Origin of the sequence: Paenibacillus auburnensis (assembly GCF_927798115.1) — a bacterium.
Classification (GTDB): Bacteria; Bacillota; Bacilli; order Paenibacillales; family Paenibacillaceae; genus Paenibacillus_AQ; species Paenibacillus_AQ auburnensis.
The window spans coordinates 92,475-115,410 of record NZ_CAKMMG010000004.1 but is presented as its reverse complement, the minus strand read 5'-3'; the positions used below and the strand labels follow the sequence as shown (position 1 = coordinate 115,410).

Sequence of the window (22,936 nt, the reverse complement as noted above, 5' to 3'; positions counted from 1 at the left end):
TATGAAGCAGCGGAATCGAAATAATATATGGCCCTTTCAATATTAGTGAGGATGGGCTCGATTCCACCATCTGTGTTGCATGAAAGGGGTTAACCATGCTAGGACTTGTAAAGAAAATATTCGGTGACACCAATGAACGCGATGTCAAACGTCTGATGAAGACGGTCGAAGTGATTAATGGACTCGAGCCGGATTTCGTAGCGCTCTCGGATGAAGCGCTCAAGGCTAAGACCGAAGAATTCCGTGCCCGGATTGAAAAAGGCGAGACCCTCGAGGAAATTCTTCCTGAGGCATTTGCAACCGTACGCGAAGCTTCCAAACGGACGCTGGGCATGCGGCATTTTGACGTACAGCTAGTTGGAGGTATGGCGCTGCATGAAGGCCGGATCTCCGAGATGAAGACAGGTGAAGGTAAGACACTGGTAGGAACATTGCCGGTCTACTTGAATGCATTGCTCGGTAAGGGTGTGCATGTCGTAACGGTAAATGATTATTTGGCGCAGCGCGACAGTGCGCAAATGGCACAAATTTATAACTTCCTGGGCATGACGGTTGGGGTCAACCTGAACGGCATGGACCATGCTGATAAACAACAAGCCTATGCCTGCGATATTACGTACGGCACCAACAATGAATTCGGCTTTGACTACTTGCGTGACAACATGGTGCTCTATAAGGAGCAAATGGTACAGCGCCCGCTATATTTCTGTATTATTGATGAAGTTGACTCCATTCTAATCGATGAAGCGCGGACTCCGCTTATTATTTCCGGACAAGCCGAGAAATCGACAGAACTGTATTATGCTGCAGACCGCTTCGTGAAGAAGCTGACTGCTGAAGAGGACTATACAGTAGATATTAAAGTGAAATCAGTGGCTTTGACAGAGAAGGGCGTGGCTACGGCTGAACGCGCTTTTGGTGTTGAGAACCTTTATGATCATAGTCATGTGACACTGAACCATCATATCGTCCAGGCACTCAAGGCAAATGTAATTATGCGCCGTGATGTAGACTATGTAGTGAATGGTGATGAGGTTGTCATCGTTGATGAATTTACGGGCCGGTTGATGGCTGGACGCCGTTACAGCGACGGGCTGCACCAGGCGATAGAAGCGAAGGAAGAGATCGAGGTACAGAACGAGAGCATGACGCTGGCTACAATCACCTTCCAGAACTATTTCCGGATGTACCGCAAGCTTGGCGGTATGACAGGTACTGCGAAGACGGAAGAAGAGGAATTCAAAAAAATCTACGGTCTGGAAGTTCTGCAGGTTCCTACGAACAAGCCGAACCAGCGTGTTGATATGCCTGACGTGGTCTACAAGAGCGAGAACGGCAAATTTAACGCGGTGGTAGCAGAGATCGTTGAACGCCACAAGAAAAATCAGCCGGTGCTGGTTGGTACCGTATCGATTGAGAATTCCGAACGCGTATCGGAAATGCTGAAGCGCAAAGGTGTAAGACACCAAGTGCTGAATGCTAAACATCATGAATCCGAAGCAGAGATCATCTCGCATGCCGGACAACCGGGAACTGTAACAATCGCTACGAACATGGCTGGTCGCGGTACCGATATTGTGCTGGGTGAAGGTGTAACGGATCTCGGCGGTCTGCATATCATTGGTACGGAGCGCCATGAATCCCGCCGGATTGATAACCAGCTGCGCGGGCGTGCGGGACGCCAGGGCGACCCGGGTTCGACTCAGTTCTATTTGTCCCTCGGCGATGAGCTCATGAAGCGTTTCGGCGCGGACAATGTCCTGAATATGATGGACCGTCTCGGTTTTGAAGAAGATCAGCCGATTGAGAGCCGCATGATTACCCGTGCCGTTGAATCTGCCCAGAAGCGCGTGGAAGGCAATAACTTTGATATCCGCAAAGTCGTACTGCAATATGATGATGTAATGAATCAGCAGCGCGAGATTATCTACAAACAGCGCCGTGAAATTCTTGAATCCGATAATATCAAAGATGTCGTAACAGAAATGATCCAGCCGGTCATTGACCGTGTGGTACGCGCACACTGCAGTGATGATATTCCGGAAAACTGGGAGCTTCAAGAGGTTGCTGATTATGTGAACAGCAAGCTGCTGGATGAAGGTGCCCTGACCCGTGATGATCTCTGGGGCAAGGAAGTTGAAGAAATCGTCGAATACATTTTCGACCGTGTGATGCAGAAGTATTCCGAACGCGAAGAGCGTCTCGGCTCTGAGCTGGTACGTGAATTCGAGAAGGTTATCGTGCTTCGTTCCGTAGACAGCAAATGGATGGATCATATTGACGCAATGGATCAGCTCCGTCAAGGGATTCACCTTCGCGCTTACGGCGGTACCGATCCGCTTCGTGAATATCAGTTTGAGGGCTTTGAGATGTTCAACGCCATGACTGCCAACATTCAGGAAGAAGTCGCTACTTATATTATGAAGGCGCACATCGAAACGAATCAGGAGCGGCAGTCGGTAGTGGAGGAGGACAAAATCTCCACCAACGCCGAACCGGTTGAGAAACGTCCTGTGCATGTTGAGGCTGCTATCGGCCGCAACGACCCTTGCCCGTGCGGTAGCGGCAAGAAGTACAAGAACTGCCACGGCCAGAACGCATAAGATATAAGAATTGTGTTAATTCTTTAGGTTTATAATGACAATAAAAAGCGGCTGGGCCCGGGGGACACCCCGTTTGCGGCCCGGCCGTTTTTTTGGAGTTTGGGTGTTAAGCTGATCATTAAGCGCAACAAGCGATGATGATCTGAAAACCAAAGCCCGGGCGGGAGTGACGGAGGGGAAGTTTGGAACTGGAGGAGCGACAGCGTCCGCCTTTAGGTTTGGATTTCTACCGCGAAGAGCGGTTAGAAATAAGGAAATCCAAACCTAACAGCGGCCGGAAGTCCAAACATTCCCTGGAGCTGCGTTCTAACCGGGGATTGCAGTTTTGAAGTGCCAACTCCGTAAGCGGCACAATAGAACCGGATCCACAAAGGCCCCAACCCAGCGGCCCGGCCCAGCATTTTATTATGAAAGGTGAAGTGATCCCATTGATCGATTCCAACGTAAAGCAGGATCTGCGTGAAATAGGCAAGAAACTAACCAACCTTAGGGGGTCTCTTTGACTTAGACCTAAAGCTTGAGATGATTGCGAACTTTGAAGAGAAGATGGCTGCGCCCGGCTTCTGGGATGATCCCGAGAAGGCGCAGGGTGTCATCGGTGAAATGAATGCGGTGAAATCCTCCGTGGACCAGTTTGAGAAGCTGCAGCAGGAGTATGATGATGCCGCAATGATGGCGGAGCTGGCTGATGAAGAAGGCGACGAAGAGCTGGCAGCAGAGGTTGCAGGAACGATCCGCGCTGTAGCCGGAAAAGTCGATGACTTTGAGCTGCAACTGCTGCTTAATCAGCCGTATGACAAACTGAATGCTATTCTGGAGCTGCATCCGGGTGCGGGCGGAACGGAGTCCCAGGACTGGGGACAAATGCTGCTGCGCATGTATACCCGCTGGGCCGAAAAGAACGGCTTCAAGGTAGAGGTGCTCGACTACTTGCCGGGCGACGAAGCAGGCATCAAGAGTGTCACGCTGCTGATCAAGGGCTTTAACGCTTACGGTTACTTGAAGGCTGAAAAAGGTGTACACCGGCTGGTCCGTATCTCGCCGTTTGACTCTTCCGGAAGACGCCATACCTCATTCGTGTCCTGTGATGTGGTTCCGGAGATTACCGATGATGTCGATGTGGAGATCCGTACAGAGGATCTGAAGATCGATACATACCGGGCCAGCGGCGCGGGCGGTCAGCACATTAATACCACAGACTCAGCGGTGCGGATTACCCACTTGCCGTCAGGCGTGGTTGTAACCTGCCAGAACGAACGCTCGCAGATCAAGAACCGGGAGCAGGCGATGAAAATGCTGCGTTCAAAGCTGTATGAGCGGAAATTGCAGGAACAGCAGCAGCAGCTTGATGAGATTCGCGGCGAGCAATCTGACATTGCCTGGGGCAGCCAGATTCGCTCCTATGTGTTCCATCCCTATAGCATGGTAAAGGATCACCGTACTTCCGTGGAAACCGGGAACACAGGAGCGGTAATGGATGGCGATCTGAATCCGTTTATTGACGGATATCTGCGCAGCCAGATTAAGACTGAAGTTGAATAAGCAAACTGTATTCCTACGCGTCTTCGGAGGTGTAGGGATTTTTTTTGAAATGGATCAGCCCCATGATGCCCCAATTACACCTTAAGGAGAAGCTAGATATGCAAAAAGTCAATTCACGCAACAAACCCCCGCTGATTCCACTGAACGGGCCGCTGCGCCATACGGTGGATGTAGCGTTAATACTAATCGGCTCGCTGATTACCGGATTGGGGTTCAATCTCTTTTTTCTGCCGAACCGGATTGCTTCGGGCGGGGTATCCGGCTTGTCCGTACTCGCAGAGGCCTGGTTTAACGCGGAGCCGGCTTTTACCCAGTGGGCACTTAATATTCCGCTATTCATCTTGGGCGTCATTTTTCTCGGCAAGCAGTACGGCATGCGCTCCTTGCTGGGCAGCTTTGTGCTGCCGCTCTTTATCTACCTGACCAAGGATGGTCCGGTTCCGACTACTAATCCGCTGCTGGCTTCCATTTATGGGGGGATTGCTGTGGGATTGGGGCTGGGACTGGTGTTCCGCGGGCGCGGATCAACCGGCGGACTGACGATTTTGGCGCAGATTATTCAGAAAATCACCGGCTTCAGCTTCTCGCTGTCTGTAGTGCTGCTGGATGGTACGGTCATCACCCTGGCGGCCTTTGTGCTGGGCATGGAGCAGGCTATGTACGCGCTGATAGGATTGTTTGTGACCGGCAGAGTAATTAATGCACTGGAAGTGGGCTTCAGTGTAACCAAGGTGGCCTATATTATTTCGGATCAGACCGAGGAAATCTCGCAGGCGATTCTGAATGATCTGGACCGCGGGCTGACGAAGCTGAATGCGCAAGGCGGTTATACGGGTGACAACCGTACGGTGCTAATGGTGGTAGTCGGCCAGAATGAGATTACCCGCCTAAAAGCAATCGTCCGCTCTGTGGATCCGGGTGCGTTCGTCATTATTACTGAGGCTCACGAGGTATTGGGTGAAGGGTTTAAAAGAGAAGCGTAGAATCTCCATAGGAGAGGCTTGCGCTTCTCTTTTTTTACAATCAAGCTCTCCAAGAAAGTTAACGCAACGTGTTGTATTTATATTAATTCGGTCGTATAATAATACATATTTGCAGGACGGTATGCATTGAAGAAATAGTCAGAAAGCGGGGATGACAGTGGGAGGCAAGCTGAGAGCGGCGATTGTTGGATCAACAGGATATGGGGGCGTAGAGCTGATCAGGCTGCTGCAGAACCATCCGGATATAGAGATTACCTCCGTAATCTCCTCCTCAAGCGCGGGAGAGCCTATCGAACTTGGGTTTCCGCATTTGACGGGGATCGTGGAGCGCAAGCTGGATGGTGTAGATCCGGCAGAGATCGCCGGCAGAGCGGATGTTGTTTTCACCGCAACGCCGTCAGGTGTCAGTGGTAAGCTGGTGCCGCAGCTGCTGGAGGCGGGTCTGAAGGTCGTCGATCTGTCCGGTGATTTCCGGTTGAAGGACGGCGCAGAATATGAACAATGGTATAAGCACACGGCTCCGCCCGAAGCTTATCTGGAGCAGGCGGTCTACGGGTTATGCGAAGTGTATGGTGAACGTGCGGCAGGTGCCGATTTCATTTCCAATCCCGGCTGTTATCCGACTGCTACGCTGCTTGGGCTGATTCCTGCGGTAGAAGCAGGCTGGATTAAGCCGGAGAGTATTATCATTGATGCAAAGTCGGGAGTATCCGGATCAGGCCGTGGCGCGAATCTTGGGGTTCATTTTGCCGAGGTGAATGAGAACTTCAAGGCTTATAAAGTTAATAAACACCAGCATATTCCGGAGATTGAGCAGGTACTTACTGATATATCAGGGGAAAAAGTAACCGTGACATTTACTACCCATCTGGTACCGATGACCCGGGGGATTATGAGCACGATGTATGCGGGAATGAACGGAAATTATAGCGAGCAGGATTTTGTGGAATTATACCGTAAATATTATTCAGGCAGGCCGTTTGTGCGGATCCGTGAGGCTGGAGTGCTTCCAGCAACAAAAGAAGTCAGCGGCTCGAACTATTGCGATATCGGCTTCTCCGCAGATGCCCGTACAGGTCGGGTAACCATTGTGTCCGTCATTGACAACATCGTTAAGGGCGCAGCAGGTCAAGCGATTCAGAACCTGAATTTGATGATGGGATGGGAGGAAACCCGCGGCCTTGGTTACACACCAGTGTATCCTTAAGGTTCAGCGGTTAAACATACAATGAGCGAGAACAAAGCATATACCGTCGTAGAAGGCGGAAGTATTACTGCACCAAAGGGCTTCATCTCCGGAGGGCTGCACTGCGGTCTCAAAAAAACCGAGCGCAACGACCTTGCGGCCATTCTGTGCGAAGTTCCGGCAACGGCTGCAGCCGTGTATACGACCAATGTATTTCAGGCGGCACCGCTCAAAGTAACGCGTGAAAGTCTGGCGAATGGTACGCTTCAGGCTGTCATCGTGAATAGCGGGAATGCTAATGCCTGTACAGGTGATCAAGGCGAAGCCGATGCATACGAGATGCGTGCTGCGGCGGCCAGAGCTTTAGGTGTGAACGAGCAGGATGTTGCTGTCGCTTCGACAGGTGTGATCGGCGAATTGCTGAAGATGGACCGCGTACGCAGCGGTATTGCCGGACTGCCAGAGAAGCTGGATGGCGGTGCTTCGGGCGCAGAGGAGTTCTGCCAGGCGATTTTGACAACCGATCTGGTGAAAAAAGAATGCTGCGTCAAAGTCCTTGTCGGCGGAGAAGAAGTGACGATTGCCGGAGCGGCCAAAGGCTCGGGGATGATCCATCCGAACATGGCAACAATGCTGGGCTTCATGACAACGGATGCGGTGATTGAGGGAGAAGACCTGCTGAGTCTGCTTCGAACGGCTACCAATACAACCTTTAATATGATTACAGTGGATGGAGATACAAGCACGAATGATATGCTGGTGACGATGGCCAGCGGGCTGGCCGGCAATGAGAAGCTGACACGGCTGCATCCGGACTGGGATGCTTTTGCCGCTGCGTTTACGCATGTATGCCAGCATCTGGCGAAGGCGATTGCCCGTGACGGTGAAGGGGCGACGAAACTGATTGAGGTGCAGATCAGCGGTGCAGTACATGATGAAGCTGCAGCCGCAATTGCCAAGACGGTGGTCGGCTCAAGTCTGGTGAAATCGGCGATTTTTGGTGCGGATGCCAACTGGGGGCGGATTATTGCTGCGGTGGGACGCGCCGGGGTTCCGGTATCGCCGGAGAAGGTGGATATTTCGCTTGGCGGAATCGAGGTGCTGCGCCAGTCGCGGCCGGTCGCTTTTGATGAAGAGAAGGCTCTTCACTATTTGCAAAAGACGGATACGGTGCTGATTACCGTAGCTCTGTCTGACGGCAGCGGTAAGGCAACAGCCTGGGGCTGCGACCTCACTTATGATTATGTGCGCATTAATGCTGCATACCGCACCTGATGGGCAGCTGGCATAAGTCTATAAGGAGGGTACCGAGATAATGACGGATCAAAAGATTGAGAAGCTGTTCGTGATGAAATGCGGCGGGAGCACGCTGGCTGCACTGCCTGATTCTTTTTTCGTGGATTTAAGAGAGCTGCAGGGCGGCGGGGTTCAGCCTGTTATCGTTCACGGCGGCGGGCCGGCGATTTCCGGCAATCTGGCGAAGCTTGGGATTGAGAGCAGCTTTGTGAACGGCCTGCGGGTGACGACAGAAGAAGTGCTGGATGTAGTAGAGATGACGCTCGCGGGAAGCATCAATAAGGCAATTGTCCGAAGAATCCAGGGAAGTGGCGGGCAGGCCCTCGGCTTGTCCGGTGTTGACGGTAATCTGATTACAGCGCGGCCCGTAGCCAACAGCGATGAAGTAGGACAGGTCGGAGAGGTCACCGAGGTTAAAGCGGAGATCATAAAGGGCATTCTCGCACTCGGCTATATCCCGGTGATTGCACCTATAGGTGTAGATGCCGGGGGGCAGCGTTACAATATTAATGCGGATACGGCGGCAGGGGCGGTGGCTTCTTTTGTAGAGTCGCCTTCCATGATTGTGGTTACGGATGTTCCGGGAGTTATGCGGACTATTGATGGTCAGAAGGTCGTGCTTCCGTCGGTGACAGTGACAGAGATCGAAGAACTGATTGCCAGCGGCGAAATTTACGGCGGGATGATTCCAAAAGTGCGTGCCGCTATGGACTGCATCCAGGGCAGCGTGTCCGAAGTGGTTATCGTAGACGGCAAGGAGCCCCAGGTACTAAGCCGCGTGCTGCGCGGGGAGAAGCTGGGCACGAGAATTATCCGTTCATAGTTTGTTAAGATAAGGCGAGACAAGTCGGATGGCGGTATTATCAAAATTAGAGCGCTGCCGGTTTACCGGAAGCAGCATGGTGGGAGAGTGACTAAGAATGAGTGAGCTAACACAAGCGGAAAAGGATTCTTTGACAGGGGCGGCGGATAACCGTTCAGTGCAACCGGAGGCTAAGGAGGCTGCTCCTGCCAAGCTGAGTGCGGTATTCCCGTCCTATGCCAGATATGATCTGAGTCTGGTCAAGGGCAAAGGCAGCTGGGTCTGGGATGATCAGGGCAACAAGTACCTCGACTTCATGTGCGGACTCGCTGTGACGAGTCTGGGGCATGCTCCCGAGAAGGTCGGCGCGAAGCTGAAGGCGCAGATTGATACGCTGTGGCATGTATCGAACCTGTTCCATATTCCGGGGCAGGACCGGGTGGCTGCGCTGCTTACGGGCAACAGCTGTGCGGATCAGGTGTTCTTTTGCAACAGCGGGGCAGAGGCGAATGAAGCCGCGATTAAGCTGGCGCGCCGTTATCACCAGAAGGTGAAGGGAACGGGCCGCTATGAAATCATTACATTTGAGCAGTCCTTCCATGGACGTACCTTGGCTACGCTGACGGCGACCGGGCAGCAAAAGGTCAAGGAAGGCTTTCTGCCGCTTCCTGAGGGCTTCAAGACCGTACCTTTGCACGATCTGCCGGCATTGAAAGCAGCCATTACGGAGAATACTGCAGCGATCATGCTGGAGATGATCCTGGCTGAAGGCGGCGTGCTGGAAGTCCAGCAGGAATTCCTGGATGCTGTAGTCGAGCTCTGCCAAGAGCACGGCCTGCTGCTGATTGTGGATGAAGTGCAAACCGGCATGGGCCGCACAGGCAAGTTGTTTGCGCATCAGCATTACGGCATTGAGCCGGATATCTTCACCTTGGCCAAAGGGGTAGCCAGCGGATTCCCGGCAGGCGTAATGCTCGGCAAAGGATATCTGCGCGAAGCATTCAGCCCGGGCAGCCACGCCAGCACCTTCGGCGGAACGCCGCTGGCTGCAGCAGTGATGGAAGCGACGATCGAGACGATGCTGGAAGACGAGCTGCCGCAGCGTGCCGAGGAGATGGGCGAGTATCTGCGCGGACTGCTGAGAGAGCAGCTGGCGGATACGCCTTTTGTGAAGGAAATCCGGGGCAAAGGCCTCTTGATCGGGATCGAGTGTACAGAGCCGGTAGGGGATATTGTACTGGCCGGACAGAAGCAGGGACTGTTATTCGTGCAGGCTGGACCGAACGTGATCCGGCTGCTGCCTAATCTATATGTGAGTAAGGATGAGATCCACCAGGCGGTGGACATTCTTGTCCAGCTCATTCATACTTATGCTAACAAAGGAAACGGGGAGGCACATTCATGAGCCAGGGAGTACAAAGCGATAAGGCGACTATCGCACAGCAGCTCAAAGGCCGTGATTTGCTGGAGCTGAACGACTATAGTCCGGAGGAAATCACGTATCTGATTGATCTGGCTATTGAGCTGAAGCAGAAGCAAAAGAACGGTGAGGTCTACCAGCCGCTGAAGGGTAAGACGATAGGACTTATTTTTGAAAAATCCTCGACCCGCACACGCGTATCCTTCGAGGTCGGAATGTTTCAGCTTGGCGGTCATGCGCTGTTCCTCAGCAAAAATGACATCCAGCTTGGACGCGGAGAAACGGTTGGCGACACAGCACAGGTTATGTCCCGTTACCTTGACGGCATCATGATCCGTACCTTCGGTCATGATAAGGTGGAGGAGCTGGCCCGCTTCGCTTCGATTCCTGTAATCAACGGACTAAGCGATCTGGCGCATCCCTGCCAGGTGCTTGCCGACTACCAGACGGTCTATGAGCATAAAGGCAAGCTTAAAGGCCTCAAGCTCGCCTACATCGGCGACGGCAACAACATGGCGCATTCCCTGCTGATCGGCGGAGCCAAGCTGGGCGTACATGTCTCGATTGCCGGACCGGAAGGCTACGAGCCTGACGCTGCAGTAGTTGCCGAGGCACGCGAGATTGGCAAGGAGACCGGTGCGAACATCGTGATTACCCGCAGTCCGCAGGAAGCGGTGCAGGATGCTGACGTTATCTACACAGATGTATGGGCGAGCATGGGCTTTGAAGCCGAGCAGCTGGCGCGTGAAGCAGCATTCAAGGACTATCAGGTTAATGAAGAACTGGTAAAAGGCGCGAAGAGCGACTACCTGTTCCTGCACTGTCTGCCGGCCCACCGCGAGGAAGAGGTCAGCACGGGAGTGATCGACGGCCCGAACTCGGTCATCTTCGACCAGGCTGAGAACCGCCTCCATGCGCAAAAAGCGCTGATGGCTGCGTTGATGGGCTAAGCTGAGATCTGCTTCTTTTTCTGATACTTATCTAATTCTATTTAGTTGGAATTTATCCGCTTAATTTCCTCTCATACACCTATACTGAAATTCTAGTTGGATAATCTCCACTTAATTTTTCGGAAAGTAACACCAAAGGGGTATGTAAACGGAAATAAGTGGAGAAATTCCCCTATAACGTAGATATGACGGTCAAACCTGGATTTAGGTGGAGTAATTCCGACTAATATGTCTGGTCTTATACTATATAAAACACTATATAGGATGAACTTGGCTTTTAAAGTTGTTGATCCAGTGCTAAGCAGCGGAGTGAAGTTTGGAACTGGAGGAGCGGCAGCGTCCGCCTTTATAATCGGATTTCCCCCGCCGTCTGCGGGCTTAAATCATAGAAATCCGATTATAACAGCGGCCGGAAGTCCAAACCTTCACGCAGCCTGCGTCGGAGCACCGGAGCTATACTCTTTTTATCAATGTTGATCCTATACCCCCACACCGAAAGGAAGTTGCACCCCCATGGCAAAAGAAAAAATCGTACTCGCCTATTCCGGCGGACTGGATACCTCAGTCATCCTGAAATGGCTCAAAGAAACCTATGATGCGGAGATTATTGCATTCACCGCCGATATCGGCCAGAAGGAAGAGCTTGACGGCCTAGAGGAAAAAGCGCTGGCAACCGGCGCATCGAAGGTCTACATCGACGATTTGCGCGACGAGTTCGCGAATGACTTCATCTATCCGATGTTCCAGTCGGGTGCGCTGTATGAAGGACAATATCTGCTTGGAACAAGTATTGCCCGTCCGCTGATCGCTAAGCGCATGGTGGACATTGCCATCGCCGAAGGCGCTACAGCGATTGCCCATGGCGCAACCGGCAAAGGGAATGACCAGGTCCGCTTCGAGCTGAATGCGGCAGCATTGTCGCCAAGCGTCAAGGTGATTGCACCTTGGCGGCTGGAAGAGTTCCGCAACCAGTTCCCGGGCCGTGCGGAAATGATTGCCTACGCTGAAGCCAATGGCATTCCGGTGCAGGCATCGGCAGCGAAGCCGTATTCGATGGACCGCAATCTGCTGCACATCAGTTATGAGAGCGGCGTACTGGAAGATCCGTGGTTTGATCCAAGCGCGCCGGAGAACAAGGAGATGTTCCTGCTCAGTAATGCTCCGGAGGATGCTCCGGATGAAGCGGAATACCTGGAGCTTGACTTCCTGAAAGGTAACTGTGTGGCGCTGAACGGTGAAGCGTTGACTCCGCTGCAGGTGATGGAGAAGCTGAATGAGCTGGGCGGCAAGCACGGTATCGGACGCGTAGACATGGTTGAGAACCGTTTTGTCGGCATGAAGAGCCGCGGCGTGTACGAGACTCCAGGAGGAACCATCCTGTTCACCGCTCACCGCAAAATGGAATCCATCACGATGGACCGTGAAGTGATGAACCTGCGTGACAGCCTGATTACCCGTTACAGTACGTTGGTATATAACGGTTTCTGGTTCGCTCCTGAGCGTCTTGCGCTGCAGGCCCTGGTGAACGAGAGCCAGAAGAACGTAACCGGTACGGTGCGCGTGAAGCTGTACAAAGGCAACATTATCGGTGCCGGCGTGAAATCTCCTGTCAGCCTGTACAACCCGGATATCGCTACAATGGAAGCAGATCCGACTCAGGCCTATGACCAGGGGGATGCAACAGGCTTTATCCGCCTGAATGCACTGCGTTTGAAGGTATCTGCCGGTGTGGCGGAATCGAATAAGTAGATTATTTTAGCCGCTCGACGGTTTTATAGCAGCATATCATATAAGCGGACACTAGAAGGCCGTTCCTCCGTCAGGACAGGAGCGGCCCTTCTATCGTCCATCAGAGGAGGACATAACAGGTGAGCAAGCTTTGGGGCGGACGGTTTACCAAAGGAACAAACAAGCTGGTGGAGGAATACACAGCATCCATCGGATTTGATAAGGCACTGGCCGAAGAGGATGTGCAGGGCAGTCTGGCCCATGTGACGATGCTGGGCAAATGCGGTATTCTGCCGCAGGAGGATGTCGAAACCATCAAGGCCGGGCTGAACAAGGTACTGGATAAGGTGCGGGCAGGCGAGATTGAGTTCTCTGTAGCGGACGAAGATATTCATATGAATATCGAAAAGAATCTGATCGGGGAAGTCGGTCCGGTCGGGGGCAAGCTGCATACAGGGCGCAGCCGTAACGATCAGGTAGCGACAGACATGCATTTGTATCTCCGGAACCGGGTAGTGGAGTTCGTAGGTCTGCTGCATGAACTGCAGGAAGCCCTGATTGAACAGGCGAAGGATAATGTGGAGACGATTGTGCCGGGATACACACATTTGCAGCGCGCACAGCCGATCCTGTTCGCCCATCACCTGCTGGCTTACGTGTCCATGTTCCGCCGCGATGCGGAGCGCCTGACGGACAGCTACAAGCGGATCAATGTGCTGCCGCTGGGTGCCGGGGCGCTTGCCGGAACGACGTTCCCGATTGACCGTCATTTTGTGGCAGAGCAGCTTGGTTTTGATAGCGTGTATGAGAATAGTCTTGATGCAGTCAGCGACCGCGACTTCATTGTTGAATTCCTGGCGAACGCAGCCCTTATTATGACCCACCTGTCCCGGCTGAGCGAAGAGCTCGTGCTGTGGAGCAGCACGGAATTCAGCTTCGTAGAGCTTGATGATGCGTTCTGTACCGGCAGCAGCATCATGCCGCAGAAGAAGAACCCGGACGTACCGGAACTGGTGCGCGGCAAAACAGGCCGTGTCTACGGCAATCTGATCGGTCTCTTGACCGTTCTCAAATCGCTGCCGCTGGCTTACAATAAGGATATGCAGGAAGACAAAGAGGGCATGTTTGATACAGTAGCCACGCTGACAGGTGCGCTGCAGCTGTTCGCACCGATGATCTCCACCATGAAGGTGAACAAAACCCGGATGCGTGAAGCGGTTAATACCGACTTCTCCAATGCGACCGATATCGCTGACTTCCTGGTCGGCAAGGGACTCCCTTTCCGCCAGGCTCATGAGGTGATCGGCAAAACCGTGCTGTATTGTATCAATGAAGGTAAATTCCTACTCGATCTGACACTGGATGAATTCAAGCAGTTCTCACCGCTATTCGATGACCAGATTTATGCTGTTCTGCAGCCTGAGGCTGTAGTGAACGCCCGTAACGTCTACGGCGGCACAGCCACTGTACAGGTTAAAGCGGCGATTGAACGGGCTGAAGCTTCTCTGCAGGAAGCAGGTAAATGGGTAGCGCAGCATACTAGCAGTGCCGAATAAACAGTCAGGCTGATCTTCATTAAGCATGACCTAAACCAAAGACTGTCCTCACCGTATCGGTTACGGGAAGGACAGTCTCTTTTTTACAGCAACGGCCTGATTATTTACCTAGCGGCAGCCATTTCAGTACATCTTGGATTTTGGTATCCCAGTAGCCCCACTCATGTGCGCCCGGACCTTCTTCATAGGTTAGAGACAGTGAAGTCTTGGCACAGGCTTTGCGGAAGTTCTGATTATTCTCATACAGGAAATCCTCCGTGCCGCAGCACTGATAGAGAAGCGGTTTAGGCCCCTTGGAGCGGTCCACTTCCTTGAGCAACCACAGTAGATCATTGGGAGTACCGTCGATATCCTCTTTCCCGAAAATAAGCTCATACTCCCGGCTCTTTTGGGAAGGGTCTTCCCAGTTGATGAAATCATGCGCCATATCCAGCGCCCCGGAAAGGCTTGCCGCAGCAGCGAAAGTCTCCGGCTTGCGCAGACCCAGCTTAAACGCTCCATACCCGCCCATGGAGAGACCGGCTACGAAGTTATCCTCACGTTTTGGCGACAGCGGGAAGAACGAGCGTGCGAGTGCCGGCAGCTCCTCACTGATAAAGGTCCAGTAATTGCCTCCGTCCGCCATATCCGTATAAAAGCTGCGGTGCACCTGCGGCATGACCACGGCGATACCCAGCTCTGCCACATACCGTTCAATCGAGGTCCGGCGCAGCCAGATGGAGTCGTCATCCGATAAACCGTGCAGCAGGTAGAGTGTCGGGTGAAGATCTCCTCTTTTGACATTGCTGAGACCAATTTGCGTAGTCGTCTGCTGCGGCAGAATAACCGTCATTGAGGTGCTTAATCCGAGCACTTCGGAATAAAATTTGCATTCTATTAAAGCCATGGATACATCCTCCTTTTAGCACAAATGATAGCACAGCGCGAAACCGATATACATAGTAGAAATCTCTAGAATAATTATGTCTAATAGGATTGCTGGGGCAACTAATGAAAGAATATAATGGGAATAGGTAGAAAGATTCAGATCGGTGCAGGAAATAGGACTTATGACAGGCAGAACAGGATAAGGAGCGAACCGGATGCCTTTAAGCGATAACCAAAAAGCGTTATGGAACAAGGAAGAGGGGGGATTTACTTTAATTGAAGTGCTGGCGGCTATCGTTATTTTGTCGATAGTGTCACTGGTGCTAACCTCTTATTTTACCAACGCCCTGACTTACTCTAAGTCGAACCAGAATAAGACAATTATGGTCAATCTGGCGCGGAATGCACTTTTTTATATGGAGAAGCAGGATTTTGAGAAAGTGCAGGAGTTTTTCGTGACTCAAGATTATTCGCTTTCTGCCGATGTATGTCGCATAGATGCATGTGATGATGATAGTAGTCCAGAAGGAAATGCATATCAACAAGCTTTTAATACGGAATCGCTGGCCCATGTCCTCCACCCCAAAGTAAACGGAATTGATTATAGCATCAATGTTGTTTATCAAAGGGGATTATTAGAGGAATCGGATTCAGAGGATGGGGCGGTTGATGAGTTAGATAAAGCGGATATCCGGGACTATCTGCTTCCGGTCAAGGTTGTGGTTACTCGTGATTCTGAGAGCGGCCCGTCCGCACCAGTAGAGGTGGAGGGATATATCAGTAATGAAGAAATTCGCTAATGGTGTAGAAAGCGAAAACGGTTTTACTTTAATTGAATTGATCGCGGCCATTAGCCTGTTTGCAATTGTGGCCGGTATTATCGGATCTGTGACCATGTTCGGTTTTAAAAGCTATCATAAAATTACGGTTGAGAATAAGTTGCGTGATGAAGCCGACCTCGTGATGTCCTCAATTATTACAGAGCTGTATACTTACGGACCGGAGGAGATAAGGAACACAAGTTCAGGAATAATGCTGCAAAGGTCAGATAGTGATCCGGTACGAATTCAAGTGGACGGCAGTGATATCGTAATCGGCGAAACACGGATTGGACCCGGAAGCACAGCGGCACTTCATTTAGAATCCGCTTTGGAGGGGTCGACTATAGCCGTCACTAAAGTAGATGAAAGCACACCGAATCCCAACGCATTGTATGAATCAGGACTGGTGCAGATACAGCTTGTGTTAAGCCATGATGGTGGGGCATTGGAGGGGGAAGGCCTTAGTGTGGATAGTCAATTTGGTTTTTAAGGGTAAAATGATGCGTGCTGGAGAGCTAAGCCGGCGGCTTCGTTCAGAAGAAGGCTCCGCTCTTGTACTGGTCATGTTTATAGTACTACTGCTTACGATCCTTGGGATGGGCGTCCTCAGCGCAACCATCGGCGGAGCAGTACGAACGGAAACTAGGGAAAACGATGTCCAGAGCCTGCATTTGGCACAAAAGGGTCTGGATGAGTCTACGGCCTATATCCAAGCACGGTTAGCTAAAATGACGGATATCAATCCGGATAAGCTTGAAGATGTTCTGCGCGGTTTGGACAAGGAAGGCCTCAATGTTTCCACAGAGCTTGGTGTCGGCAGCAGTGGAATGATTGACTACATTGAATACAAAAATAAGAATATCGGCGGGCAGACGAGACAGTATTACATCGATGTAGAGGCCTCTGCACTGGTAAACGGTGTTCAGCGTACTCTCCAGCAGAGAATTACGATCGACAGCTACCCGGACTTTCTGAAATATGCCTTTGGTTCGGAGCAGAATGTTTACCTGAATGGAGCGCCAGTGTTAAAAGGAAATATATATGCGGGCAACAAACTGATTGTCTCTAACAGAGCCGAGTATACATACCTCGGGGATTCCAGTTTGACGAAGGTGACAATGTTCCCGCAAATCCAACCTAATGGGACAGATACCGCAAATTCGGGAAAAGTTTATGTACAATCGCTTGAAAATATCGAATATCATACATTCGATCAAGCCGGGAGCGGGGGAGAACCCGAAATTTTATCTGAAAGTACTGATATGGGTCAAACCATTAGGAGTATATTGGATATTGATTTGGATAAGGTTAACATAAAAGATCAGAAGAAGTTCGTACAGATTAATGTGGAAGAATCTTTTAATGACAAACTGGTTGAAGCTACCTCGCCCGCTAATGTTATTGCGGCGGAGGAGCTTCGAAAACAGCTTGGCAAAAAAAACAAAAGCGAACTAACTACTTGGCTGCGGACAGCCAATCTCATTAGTGCAAAGCCGGTAATACCCCCTCCGGTTAAGCCTTCACAGAACGACGGGGAGAACGATGCTGCATACCAGACAAGACTTGTCCAATATAACAATGAACTTTTGTCGTACCATCGTTTCTTTATGAATATGAATCAATCGTACCGGGTTGATGGCAATCTTACGATTGATGGTATCGACTACTCTGGCATAACTTTTACCGATACCGCCAAAAGAGGCAGTGCTCCAAAATGGCTGGTTATAGACGGTAACTTAAATATTATCAATAATAAACCCGACTTTGTTTCCATTAAAGCGAATATATTGGTTACTGGTAACGTGACAATCAAAGGTAACGTATCTTTTGATTCTACGATGTTCGTACTTGGAAGCACCACAGTGGAAGATGCAGTAATCAGTGGCCTAGGTACGGGCACAGATCAAAAGGAATTAGTGCTAATTTCTAAAGGTCCGGTGCTGGTAAACCGGATTGACGCTTTTTCCAATGTTGATCCGACTGAAATGAACGCTTTTTTTTATACTGATGACAAGGCTGACCTTTATGGTGTCGGTTCGATCTTTTGGCTGAGAGGCGGATTTTTCTCTAAAGGAGATTTGACGGTAAATGCAGTGTTAGGAAATGCGAATCAACCGGCAGGAGCTGTAATTGGCGATAAATTGCTCTTCTCAGAGCCGCAAATTACCAGCCCAAGGGCAAGAGAGCGTTTTCGGGTGATTTATAATTACAATGTATACTCCGATCAGCAATCCAGTCTACCAAGGGTCCGGAAGGTGAATATTTCTGTGAGTCCGATGAGGCTCATTAGTGCTCCTCCACAATCTCCTGACGCGACTACTACGAATTGATTAGAAGAACCAAGAGTATTAGCTTAATAAAAAAAGCTTTCCTGGATATTTCCGTATGAAGCGGAATCCGGGAAAGCTTTTTTATTGAGCAGAAACCACAAGTTTGTCAGTAACGGTCTCCCTCATTGAGGTTAGACGGGCGGTTCACGACAATCACTTCTATTGTTGCAGTTACAGGCTGCAGTCCTGGAACAGAGTAAGTAACAGTAACTGTAACAGACCCCTTTTTATGCCCGGCTATGGCACCTTGTTTCGGGTTGGCGAAAGAAGCAATATCCGGTTGGCTGCTGGTCCAGGTTAAATCATTTTGGATAGATTCCAAGGAAACGGTACGCGGTATCGTCCATAATAAACTCATCAGATTAAAGGCAGGGTCGCCGACATAGATGGTCTTGCTGAACTGACTGAACTCAAGACCATTAAGACCTGTAATGCTTACTGCGTAAGGCAGACTGGTAATTCCGCTATTCTTGTCTTTGACAATGACCTGAACCGTCTTGCCGGGAGCATCCTTAGCTACCAACTGGCATAGGTTCGTTCCGGTAACTGGCTTCAGCTCGGCATATTGGCTGTGATCTGGATTTACGAATAACCATTCCAAAGCGGTTCCGTCAGCGTTAGTCGGTTTAAGAATAGCCGTGAGATCCAGCGACCCTCTTATCGGAACCGAGTTTCCGCTGCCTGAGATCGATAAGGCCTCAAGAGGATTGCTCACAGTAATGATCTTGCTGGCAGGGACGTTGGTAGCCTTGTTGCTGGATACGTAAACATAAACGGTATAATCACCGGATGCAGGTGCATTAAATGTTGCGTTTTCAGCCGCGGCTGTAATATAACTGCTCACATCGTTTCCGTCCTTATCGAGGACCTTCCAAACATAAGTAATATTTTCCTCCAGAATCGTGTTATAGATGGCCTTCAATCCTAAATCAGTTTTCGGTTTAACAGGGTTATCCCCGCCCTCAATCCACAGTGTGCGGTCTTTGACGGTAATGAGGGCTTTTCCTGTTATTCCGCTTCCATCAGTAGCAGTTGCAGTTATTTCCACGGGGCTTGTACTGACTCTCTTGCCAGTTACCTCTCCGGTTATGGAATCAATATATACTGCTGACGGATCTGCCGAGCTCCAGCTTAATACTTTATTAGAGGCATCTGCAGGTAAAATAGATGTGGGTATAATGCGTAACGGATTATCATTTAACAGGATATCTGTATTAGGCAACGTAATACTCTCTACCTTGATTACTGCATGCATCATCAACTGCAACGGAGAAAATAGCACCGAGCCAGGTACAGGGTCTTCATTCAACGGAATCGTCCCACTAAACGGTGAGTACATTAAAGTTGTCATCTTAGTCACAGAACCTGCTACAACCTGACCAGTTAACTGCCCATTCTCGAAGCTGACATTAGCGAATGGAGCTAGAAAGGTACCGTTTAAGGTGTTGCGTAACACAAGTGATTCAGCAGTTGGAAAGTTATATAGAATATGCCCGGCATCGACTCCGCTAAGATTAGTGTTGAGGGCCATATTGACAGTCTTGCTTCCTGCTCCAATGTTGACCAGCACAGTAGACCCTTGAGGGACCGATACATTCAAGCTGGTTGCCGAAGAAGTCATTTCAGCGGGAACAGAAAATATATACAGCTTGGCACCGCCAGTACCTGTTAAAGTAATCGTTCCATAGGCTGAGTTCACCGAACCATTATCGGTCAGAGCAGCCAGTTGGGTTGTCAGGTGCGTCATCCTGTCTCGCAGCGAGGCAAAGTCGATCGGAGAACCTTTCACGACCTGTCCTCTGATGGATTGGGTATCAGCATTCCCGTTATAGTAATAGTTACCGCCATACACGGCATTACCGTTTATAGTGATATTGTTATTATAGTAAAGGTTACCGCCTGCAACCAAGGCGTTCTGAGAAGAGTTACCGCTCTGATTGATATAAGCTCCCCCACCGATATTACGGAAATCAACATCTCCGCTAGCTGCGACACGTCCCTGGATTGAAAGGTTGCTAATTGTCACAGTATTAGAATTGTTTGGGATGCCTACGACTACCAGATTATAATCACTTCCGGCGCCAAGTAGCGACCCGTCTGTCACAGCATGAATCTCATCATATTGCAAAGAGGCTGTATTAAATAGGAAATCTCCGGCTCTTTGCGGGGATACCGTAATTGAGAATGTAACGTCTTGGCCGGGATCGGGAACGAAGGTTTTGACACCATCTGTTCCGGTCTTTAGGGTATAACGGATATCACTTAATTTCTTTGTTACGCTGTAACCAGTGCCGGATGTCCCGGATTTGGTAATGTCTGTGGACGATCCCGTAATGTCTAGCCCAGGTGGGATTCGTTCTGTAAAGACGACGTTGGAAATGATTTGGCTGTCTCCGACATTCGCTGTAATATTCGTTTGGGTAAATGGAATTGACCTTGGCGTAATAGTATATGTTACGGCGACGTCTTGCCCGCGTATAACTTCACCATTGACAATGCTTGCAGGCAATACCCGTGTGGCGGTTAGACTGGCTGTTGCTTGTCTGATCGTTACATTGATCGTTTTGGTAGCCAGTGCTCCATGGCTGTCCCAAGCGTTGATCTCGATCTGTAAATCTCCGCCGTTCGGAAGCGGGTTAGCAAAGGAGCGGCTAATAGTCTGTCCCGACTGGAGACTCAATCCATCCACACCGGCATTGTTAATATAGTTTCCTCCAGATTTAAAGCGAATGGATGTCGTCAGGTTGCGGTCGTTCAAATCGAAATCTCTTGCGCTGTAATCAACCAAGATCTCATGTGTATAAGACGGGATGATGCTACCCTCTGCAGGAGCGTTTACCGTGATCTCCGGAGCGTGGTTGGCACCGACGAAAGCCCGGTACATTGTATTAACGAAGAGCTTCTGCTCCCAGTCGGGGAACTTAATATTATTATTGATATCCCCTTTTTTGCTATGCCCTGTGCCGGAAAAGGTAATGCTGCCTACAGAATACGTATAGAAATGGTTGTAGCTGTCATCGACATCCCGCTGGGTTTTGCCGGATTCGCTCTTAACGTTATACCATGGCACCACATCGGCCCGCTCCAAATCCAGCATAAAAAACTGGTCGTGCGTTTCAGCTACCGGATAGTAGGTACTGCCGGCACTGTTAAGATTGAAGGGGTATTGAGTCAGTAGACCGTTGTTGACAGGAACGACCTTAGAGGATGGATTGACAGCATTGCCTCCCAAGTAAGTTCTTGAAGTCTGGCCAACCAGTGTACGGAAGTAATCGCCCCAATAGTTCAAATCGTTAGGATCATCAATATAAATCGTATCATGGGTGAGCATGATGCTTTGTTTGGTTGTGTTGGCAAAATCATAAACCGCCTGGGCGGCCTCTTTTGAAATCATCGGGCTAGTCACACGGTCATACATATCCTGAAAGCCGAAGACAATCATGTCATAAACGCCGTTAAGACCATGTTGTGGACTGTTGGCATTCTCACTGATATAGGTATTGAAATTATTCATGTTCATCGTAGAAATAGAAAGCTGATAACTATTGGTATTTAGATAGGTCTGATTCATATTGAGACTATTCAGGAGCGAACTGTCGGAACGATTCGAAGGCATAACCTGAAGCACCTTAATAATCGGCTTAACACCATTGAAACGGATGACATCACGATCAAAGGCCTTAAGATTGGTTGAGGTGTCGGTCACCTCCAGCTTCCAGTAAAGCAGTCCTGAGTAAGTATCCGGCAGAGTATAGCGAAGAGTTCCCTCAGTGGAATTCATTTCCAGCGAGGCGACCACATGATCCTCAGTCATAGGAATCGAAGAATCTACACTCATGTACAAACGGACACGGACAGGGGTGGTTGTGATGTTAGGCACGTTATCAAGTTTGATCTTGAAGGTCATAGCATCGCCCGGCCTATAAGTATCAGTGGCATTAGTTAAATAGCTTTTAATTTCCGATTTGTTGGAAATTGTAAGCAGCGGACGCCGGACAAGCCCGGCTATATATAGTGGCGTACGGTTCTTAATCCCGGTAATCCAGTTACTACGGATGTTGTCGGTGTCGGTGAGAAAAACAACGTTGGCTTTTCTGCCCGCTGTGGTGCGATAAATATTAAATGAATTGTAAAGCTTTCCTTGCAGATTCTTGTCTTTCTCCTGGGCTTTAAAGGTTTCATCCGGAAGAAATACATACAGGCCTTTATTGATGTAGTAGTCGATGATTTCTTTTGCCTTCAGATTAGTAATGTCGTTCTGGACAGCGAGCGTGTTATGGGCTTTGTCCCGGTCGGTGCTGTTCATCGCTGAAGTGCTGGAAACCAGCGTTTTGCTGAAGCTCCCCTGGCTTATGTAGATGGCATCGTACTTGCCGTCCCAGTCTTCGCGTAGTGAGACGAACTTCTTCATCGTAACCGTATCAACGGTAACATTGGAGAGTGTCTTAAGCTCGTCCAGTTCGCTGCCGTCGGATCCCAGACTGGTACTGGTGGGATCTGTTATCTCCAGAATGCGAATTGGATAGTCATTATTCGATGCCTCAACATCCGGGCTAAACAGCTGAATCAACAAAACTGTTAATACTATCAATACTGCGGTTACAGAAAAAAACATAAGCTTCTTCCGATTGAACATTTTCATCACCATCACTCCCCGGTTTACCGAAAAAAATGTCTTATTGGTAAAAATCCTCTTGAAAAATAGCATTTTTTGCCTAGATTCATTGTAAGATTACCTATAATATGCTATATATCATTCTAGGATAAATTTCACAGTTAGGCAATGAACGAATGTGTAAATATAACTAAAAATTTGAGACCTGGGAATTATTTTTTTAAAAATAATCTATTA

15 protein-coding genes are annotated in these 22,936 nt (G+C 49.9%); 13 read left to right on the top strand and 2 right to left on the bottom strand.

Going from position 1 to position 22,936, the window contains the following annotated elements:
* Positions 1-95 precede the first annotated feature (95 nt).
* The 10 genes from secA (at position 96) to argH (ending at position 14,066) form a co-directional block, all read left to right on the top strand.
* The gene (secA, locus tag L6H70_RS16150; RefSeq protein WP_236334896.1) at positions 96-2,603 is read left to right on the top strand and encodes a preprotein translocase subunit SecA; all 2,508 of its coding nucleotides are present in this window, start codon (positions 96-98) and stop codon (positions 2,601-2,603) included.
* A gap of 407 nt (positions 2,604-3,010) precedes the next feature.
* Positions 3,011-4,145 (top strand): peptide chain release factor 2 gene (prfB, locus tag L6H70_RS16145; protein WP_423802836.1). Its coding sequence is split into 2 segments (ribosomal slippage): positions 3,011-3,103 and positions 3,105-4,145, totalling 1,134 coding nucleotides; the frame shifts between segments, so codons are not numbered across the junction.
* Between the two features lie 98 nt (positions 4,146-4,243).
* Positions 4,244-5,128, top strand: coding sequence for a YitT family protein (locus tag L6H70_RS16140; protein WP_236334894.1), 885 nt, complete (start codon positions 4,244-4,246; stop codon positions 5,126-5,128).
* A gap of 151 nt (positions 5,129-5,279) precedes the next feature.
* Entirely contained in the window at positions 5,280-6,335 is a 1,056-nt protein-coding gene (gene argC, locus L6H70_RS16135) for an N-acetyl-gamma-glutamyl-phosphate reductase (RefSeq protein ID WP_423802835.1), read from the top strand.
* Between the two features lie 21 nt (positions 6,336-6,356).
* Positions 6,357-7,589, top strand: a complete 1,233-nt coding sequence (argJ, locus tag L6H70_RS16130; RefSeq protein ID WP_236334893.1) for a bifunctional glutamate N-acetyltransferase/amino-acid acetyltransferase ArgJ — start codon at positions 6,357-6,359, stop codon at positions 7,587-7,589.
* A gap of 40 nt (positions 7,590-7,629) precedes the next feature.
* Positions 7,630-8,433, top strand: coding sequence for an acetylglutamate kinase (argB, locus tag L6H70_RS16125; RefSeq protein WP_236334891.1), 804 nt, complete (start codon positions 7,630-7,632; stop codon positions 8,431-8,433).
* A gap of 97 nt (positions 8,434-8,530) precedes the next feature.
* A complete protein-coding gene (locus L6H70_RS16120) occupies positions 8,531-9,817 on the top strand; it encodes an aspartate aminotransferase family protein (RefSeq protein ID WP_236334889.1) in 1,287 nt (428 codons plus the stop codon).
* On the top strand, positions 9,814-10,782 hold the full coding sequence (gene argF / locus L6H70_RS16115; protein ID WP_236334886.1) for an ornithine carbamoyltransferase: 969 nt from the start codon (positions 9,814-9,816) through the stop codon (positions 10,780-10,782). The genes L6H70_RS16120 and argF overlap by 4 nt, the downstream gene beginning before the upstream one ends.
* Before the next feature lie 513 nt (positions 10,783-11,295).
* Positions 11,296-12,531, top strand: a complete 1,236-nt coding sequence (locus L6H70_RS16110) for an argininosuccinate synthase (protein WP_236334885.1) — start codon at positions 11,296-11,298, stop codon at positions 12,529-12,531.
* A gap of 119 nt (positions 12,532-12,650) precedes the next feature.
* Positions 12,651-14,066 carry an argininosuccinate lyase gene (gene argH / locus L6H70_RS16105; protein ID WP_236334884.1) on the top strand — a complete coding sequence of 472 codons (1,416 nt, stop codon included), beginning with the start codon at positions 12,651-12,653 and terminating at the stop codon, positions 14,064-14,066.
* A gap of 100 nt (positions 14,067-14,166) precedes the next feature.
* On the opposite strand, the gene L6H70_RS16100 is transcribed toward argH, so the two are convergent.
* Positions 14,167-14,952 carry an alpha/beta hydrolase gene (locus tag L6H70_RS16100; RefSeq protein ID WP_236334883.1) on the bottom strand — a complete coding sequence of 262 codons (786 nt, stop codon included), beginning with the start codon at positions 14,950-14,952 and terminating at the stop codon, positions 14,167-14,169.
* A gap of 196 nt (positions 14,953-15,148) precedes the next feature.
* Between L6H70_RS16100 and L6H70_RS16095 the strand changes: the two genes are divergently transcribed.
* The 3 genes from L6H70_RS16095 to L6H70_RS16085 are packed head-to-tail and all read left to right on the top strand — an operon-like array spanning position 15,149 to position 18,084.
* Entirely contained in the window at positions 15,149-15,733 is a 585-nt protein-coding gene (locus tag L6H70_RS16095; RefSeq protein WP_236334882.1) for a prepilin-type N-terminal cleavage/methylation domain-containing protein, read from the top strand.
* A complete protein-coding gene (locus L6H70_RS16090) occupies positions 15,717-16,244 on the top strand; it encodes a PulJ/GspJ family protein (RefSeq protein WP_236334881.1) in 528 nt (175 codons plus the stop codon). The genes L6H70_RS16095 and L6H70_RS16090 overlap by 17 nt, the downstream gene beginning before the upstream one ends.
* The gene (locus L6H70_RS16085) at positions 16,186-18,084 is read left to right on the top strand and encodes a hypothetical protein (RefSeq protein WP_236334880.1); all 1,899 of its coding nucleotides are present in this window, start codon (positions 16,186-16,188) and stop codon (positions 18,082-18,084) included. Before L6H70_RS16090 ends, L6H70_RS16085 begins: the two co-directional genes overlap by 59 nt.
* A 106-nt stretch (positions 18,085-18,190) precedes the next feature.
* On the opposite strand, the gene L6H70_RS16080 is transcribed toward L6H70_RS16085, so the two are convergent.
* Positions 18,191-22,699, bottom strand: coding sequence for a collagen-binding domain-containing protein (locus L6H70_RS16080; RefSeq protein WP_236334879.1), 4,509 nt, complete (start codon positions 22,697-22,699; stop codon positions 18,191-18,193).
* Positions 22,700-22,936 lie beyond the last annotated feature (237 nt).

Excerpts from the sequence above, each read along its gene's own strand:
- secA (WP_236334896.1), top strand. The coding sequence starts at position 96 with ATGCTAGGACTTGTAAAGAAAATATTCGGTGACACCAATGAACGCGAT.
- L6H70_RS16140 (WP_236334894.1), top strand. The coding sequence starts at position 4,244 with ATGCAAAAAGTCAATTCACGCAACAAACCCCCGCTGATTCCACTGAAC.
- argC (WP_423802835.1), top strand. The coding sequence starts at position 5,280 with ATGACAGTGGGAGGCAAGCTGAGAGCGGCGATTGTTGGATCAACAGGA.
- argJ (WP_236334893.1), top strand. The coding sequence starts at position 6,357 with ATGAGCGAGAACAAAGCATATACCGTCGTAGAAGGCGGAAGTATTACT.
- argB (WP_236334891.1), top strand. The coding sequence starts at position 7,630 with ATGACGGATCAAAAGATTGAGAAGCTGTTCGTGATGAAATGCGGCGGG.
- L6H70_RS16120 (WP_236334889.1), top strand. The coding sequence starts at position 8,531 with ATGAGTGAGCTAACACAAGCGGAAAAGGATTCTTTGACAGGGGCGGCG.
- argF (WP_236334886.1), top strand. The coding sequence starts at position 9,814 with ATGAGCCAGGGAGTACAAAGCGATAAGGCGACTATCGCACAGCAGCTC.
- L6H70_RS16110 (WP_236334885.1), top strand. The coding sequence starts at position 11,296 with ATGGCAAAAGAAAAAATCGTACTCGCCTATTCCGGCGGACTGGATACC.
- L6H70_RS16100 (WP_236334883.1), bottom strand. The coding sequence starts at position 14,952 with ATGGCTTTAATAGAATGCAAATTTTATTCCGAAGTGCTCGGATTAAGC.
- L6H70_RS16095 (WP_236334882.1), top strand. The coding sequence starts at position 15,149 with ATGCCTTTAAGCGATAACCAAAAAGCGTTATGGAACAAGGAAGAGGGG.
- L6H70_RS16090 (WP_236334881.1), top strand. The coding sequence starts at position 15,717 with ATGAAGAAATTCGCTAATGGTGTAGAAAGCGAAAACGGTTTTACTTTA.
- L6H70_RS16085 (WP_236334880.1), top strand. The coding sequence starts at position 16,186 with ATGATGGTGGGGCATTGGAGGGGGAAGGCCTTAGTGTGGATAGTCAAT.
- L6H70_RS16080 (WP_236334879.1), bottom strand. The coding sequence starts at position 22,699 with ATGTTTTTTTCTGTAACCGCAGTATTGATAGTATTAACAGTTTTGTTG.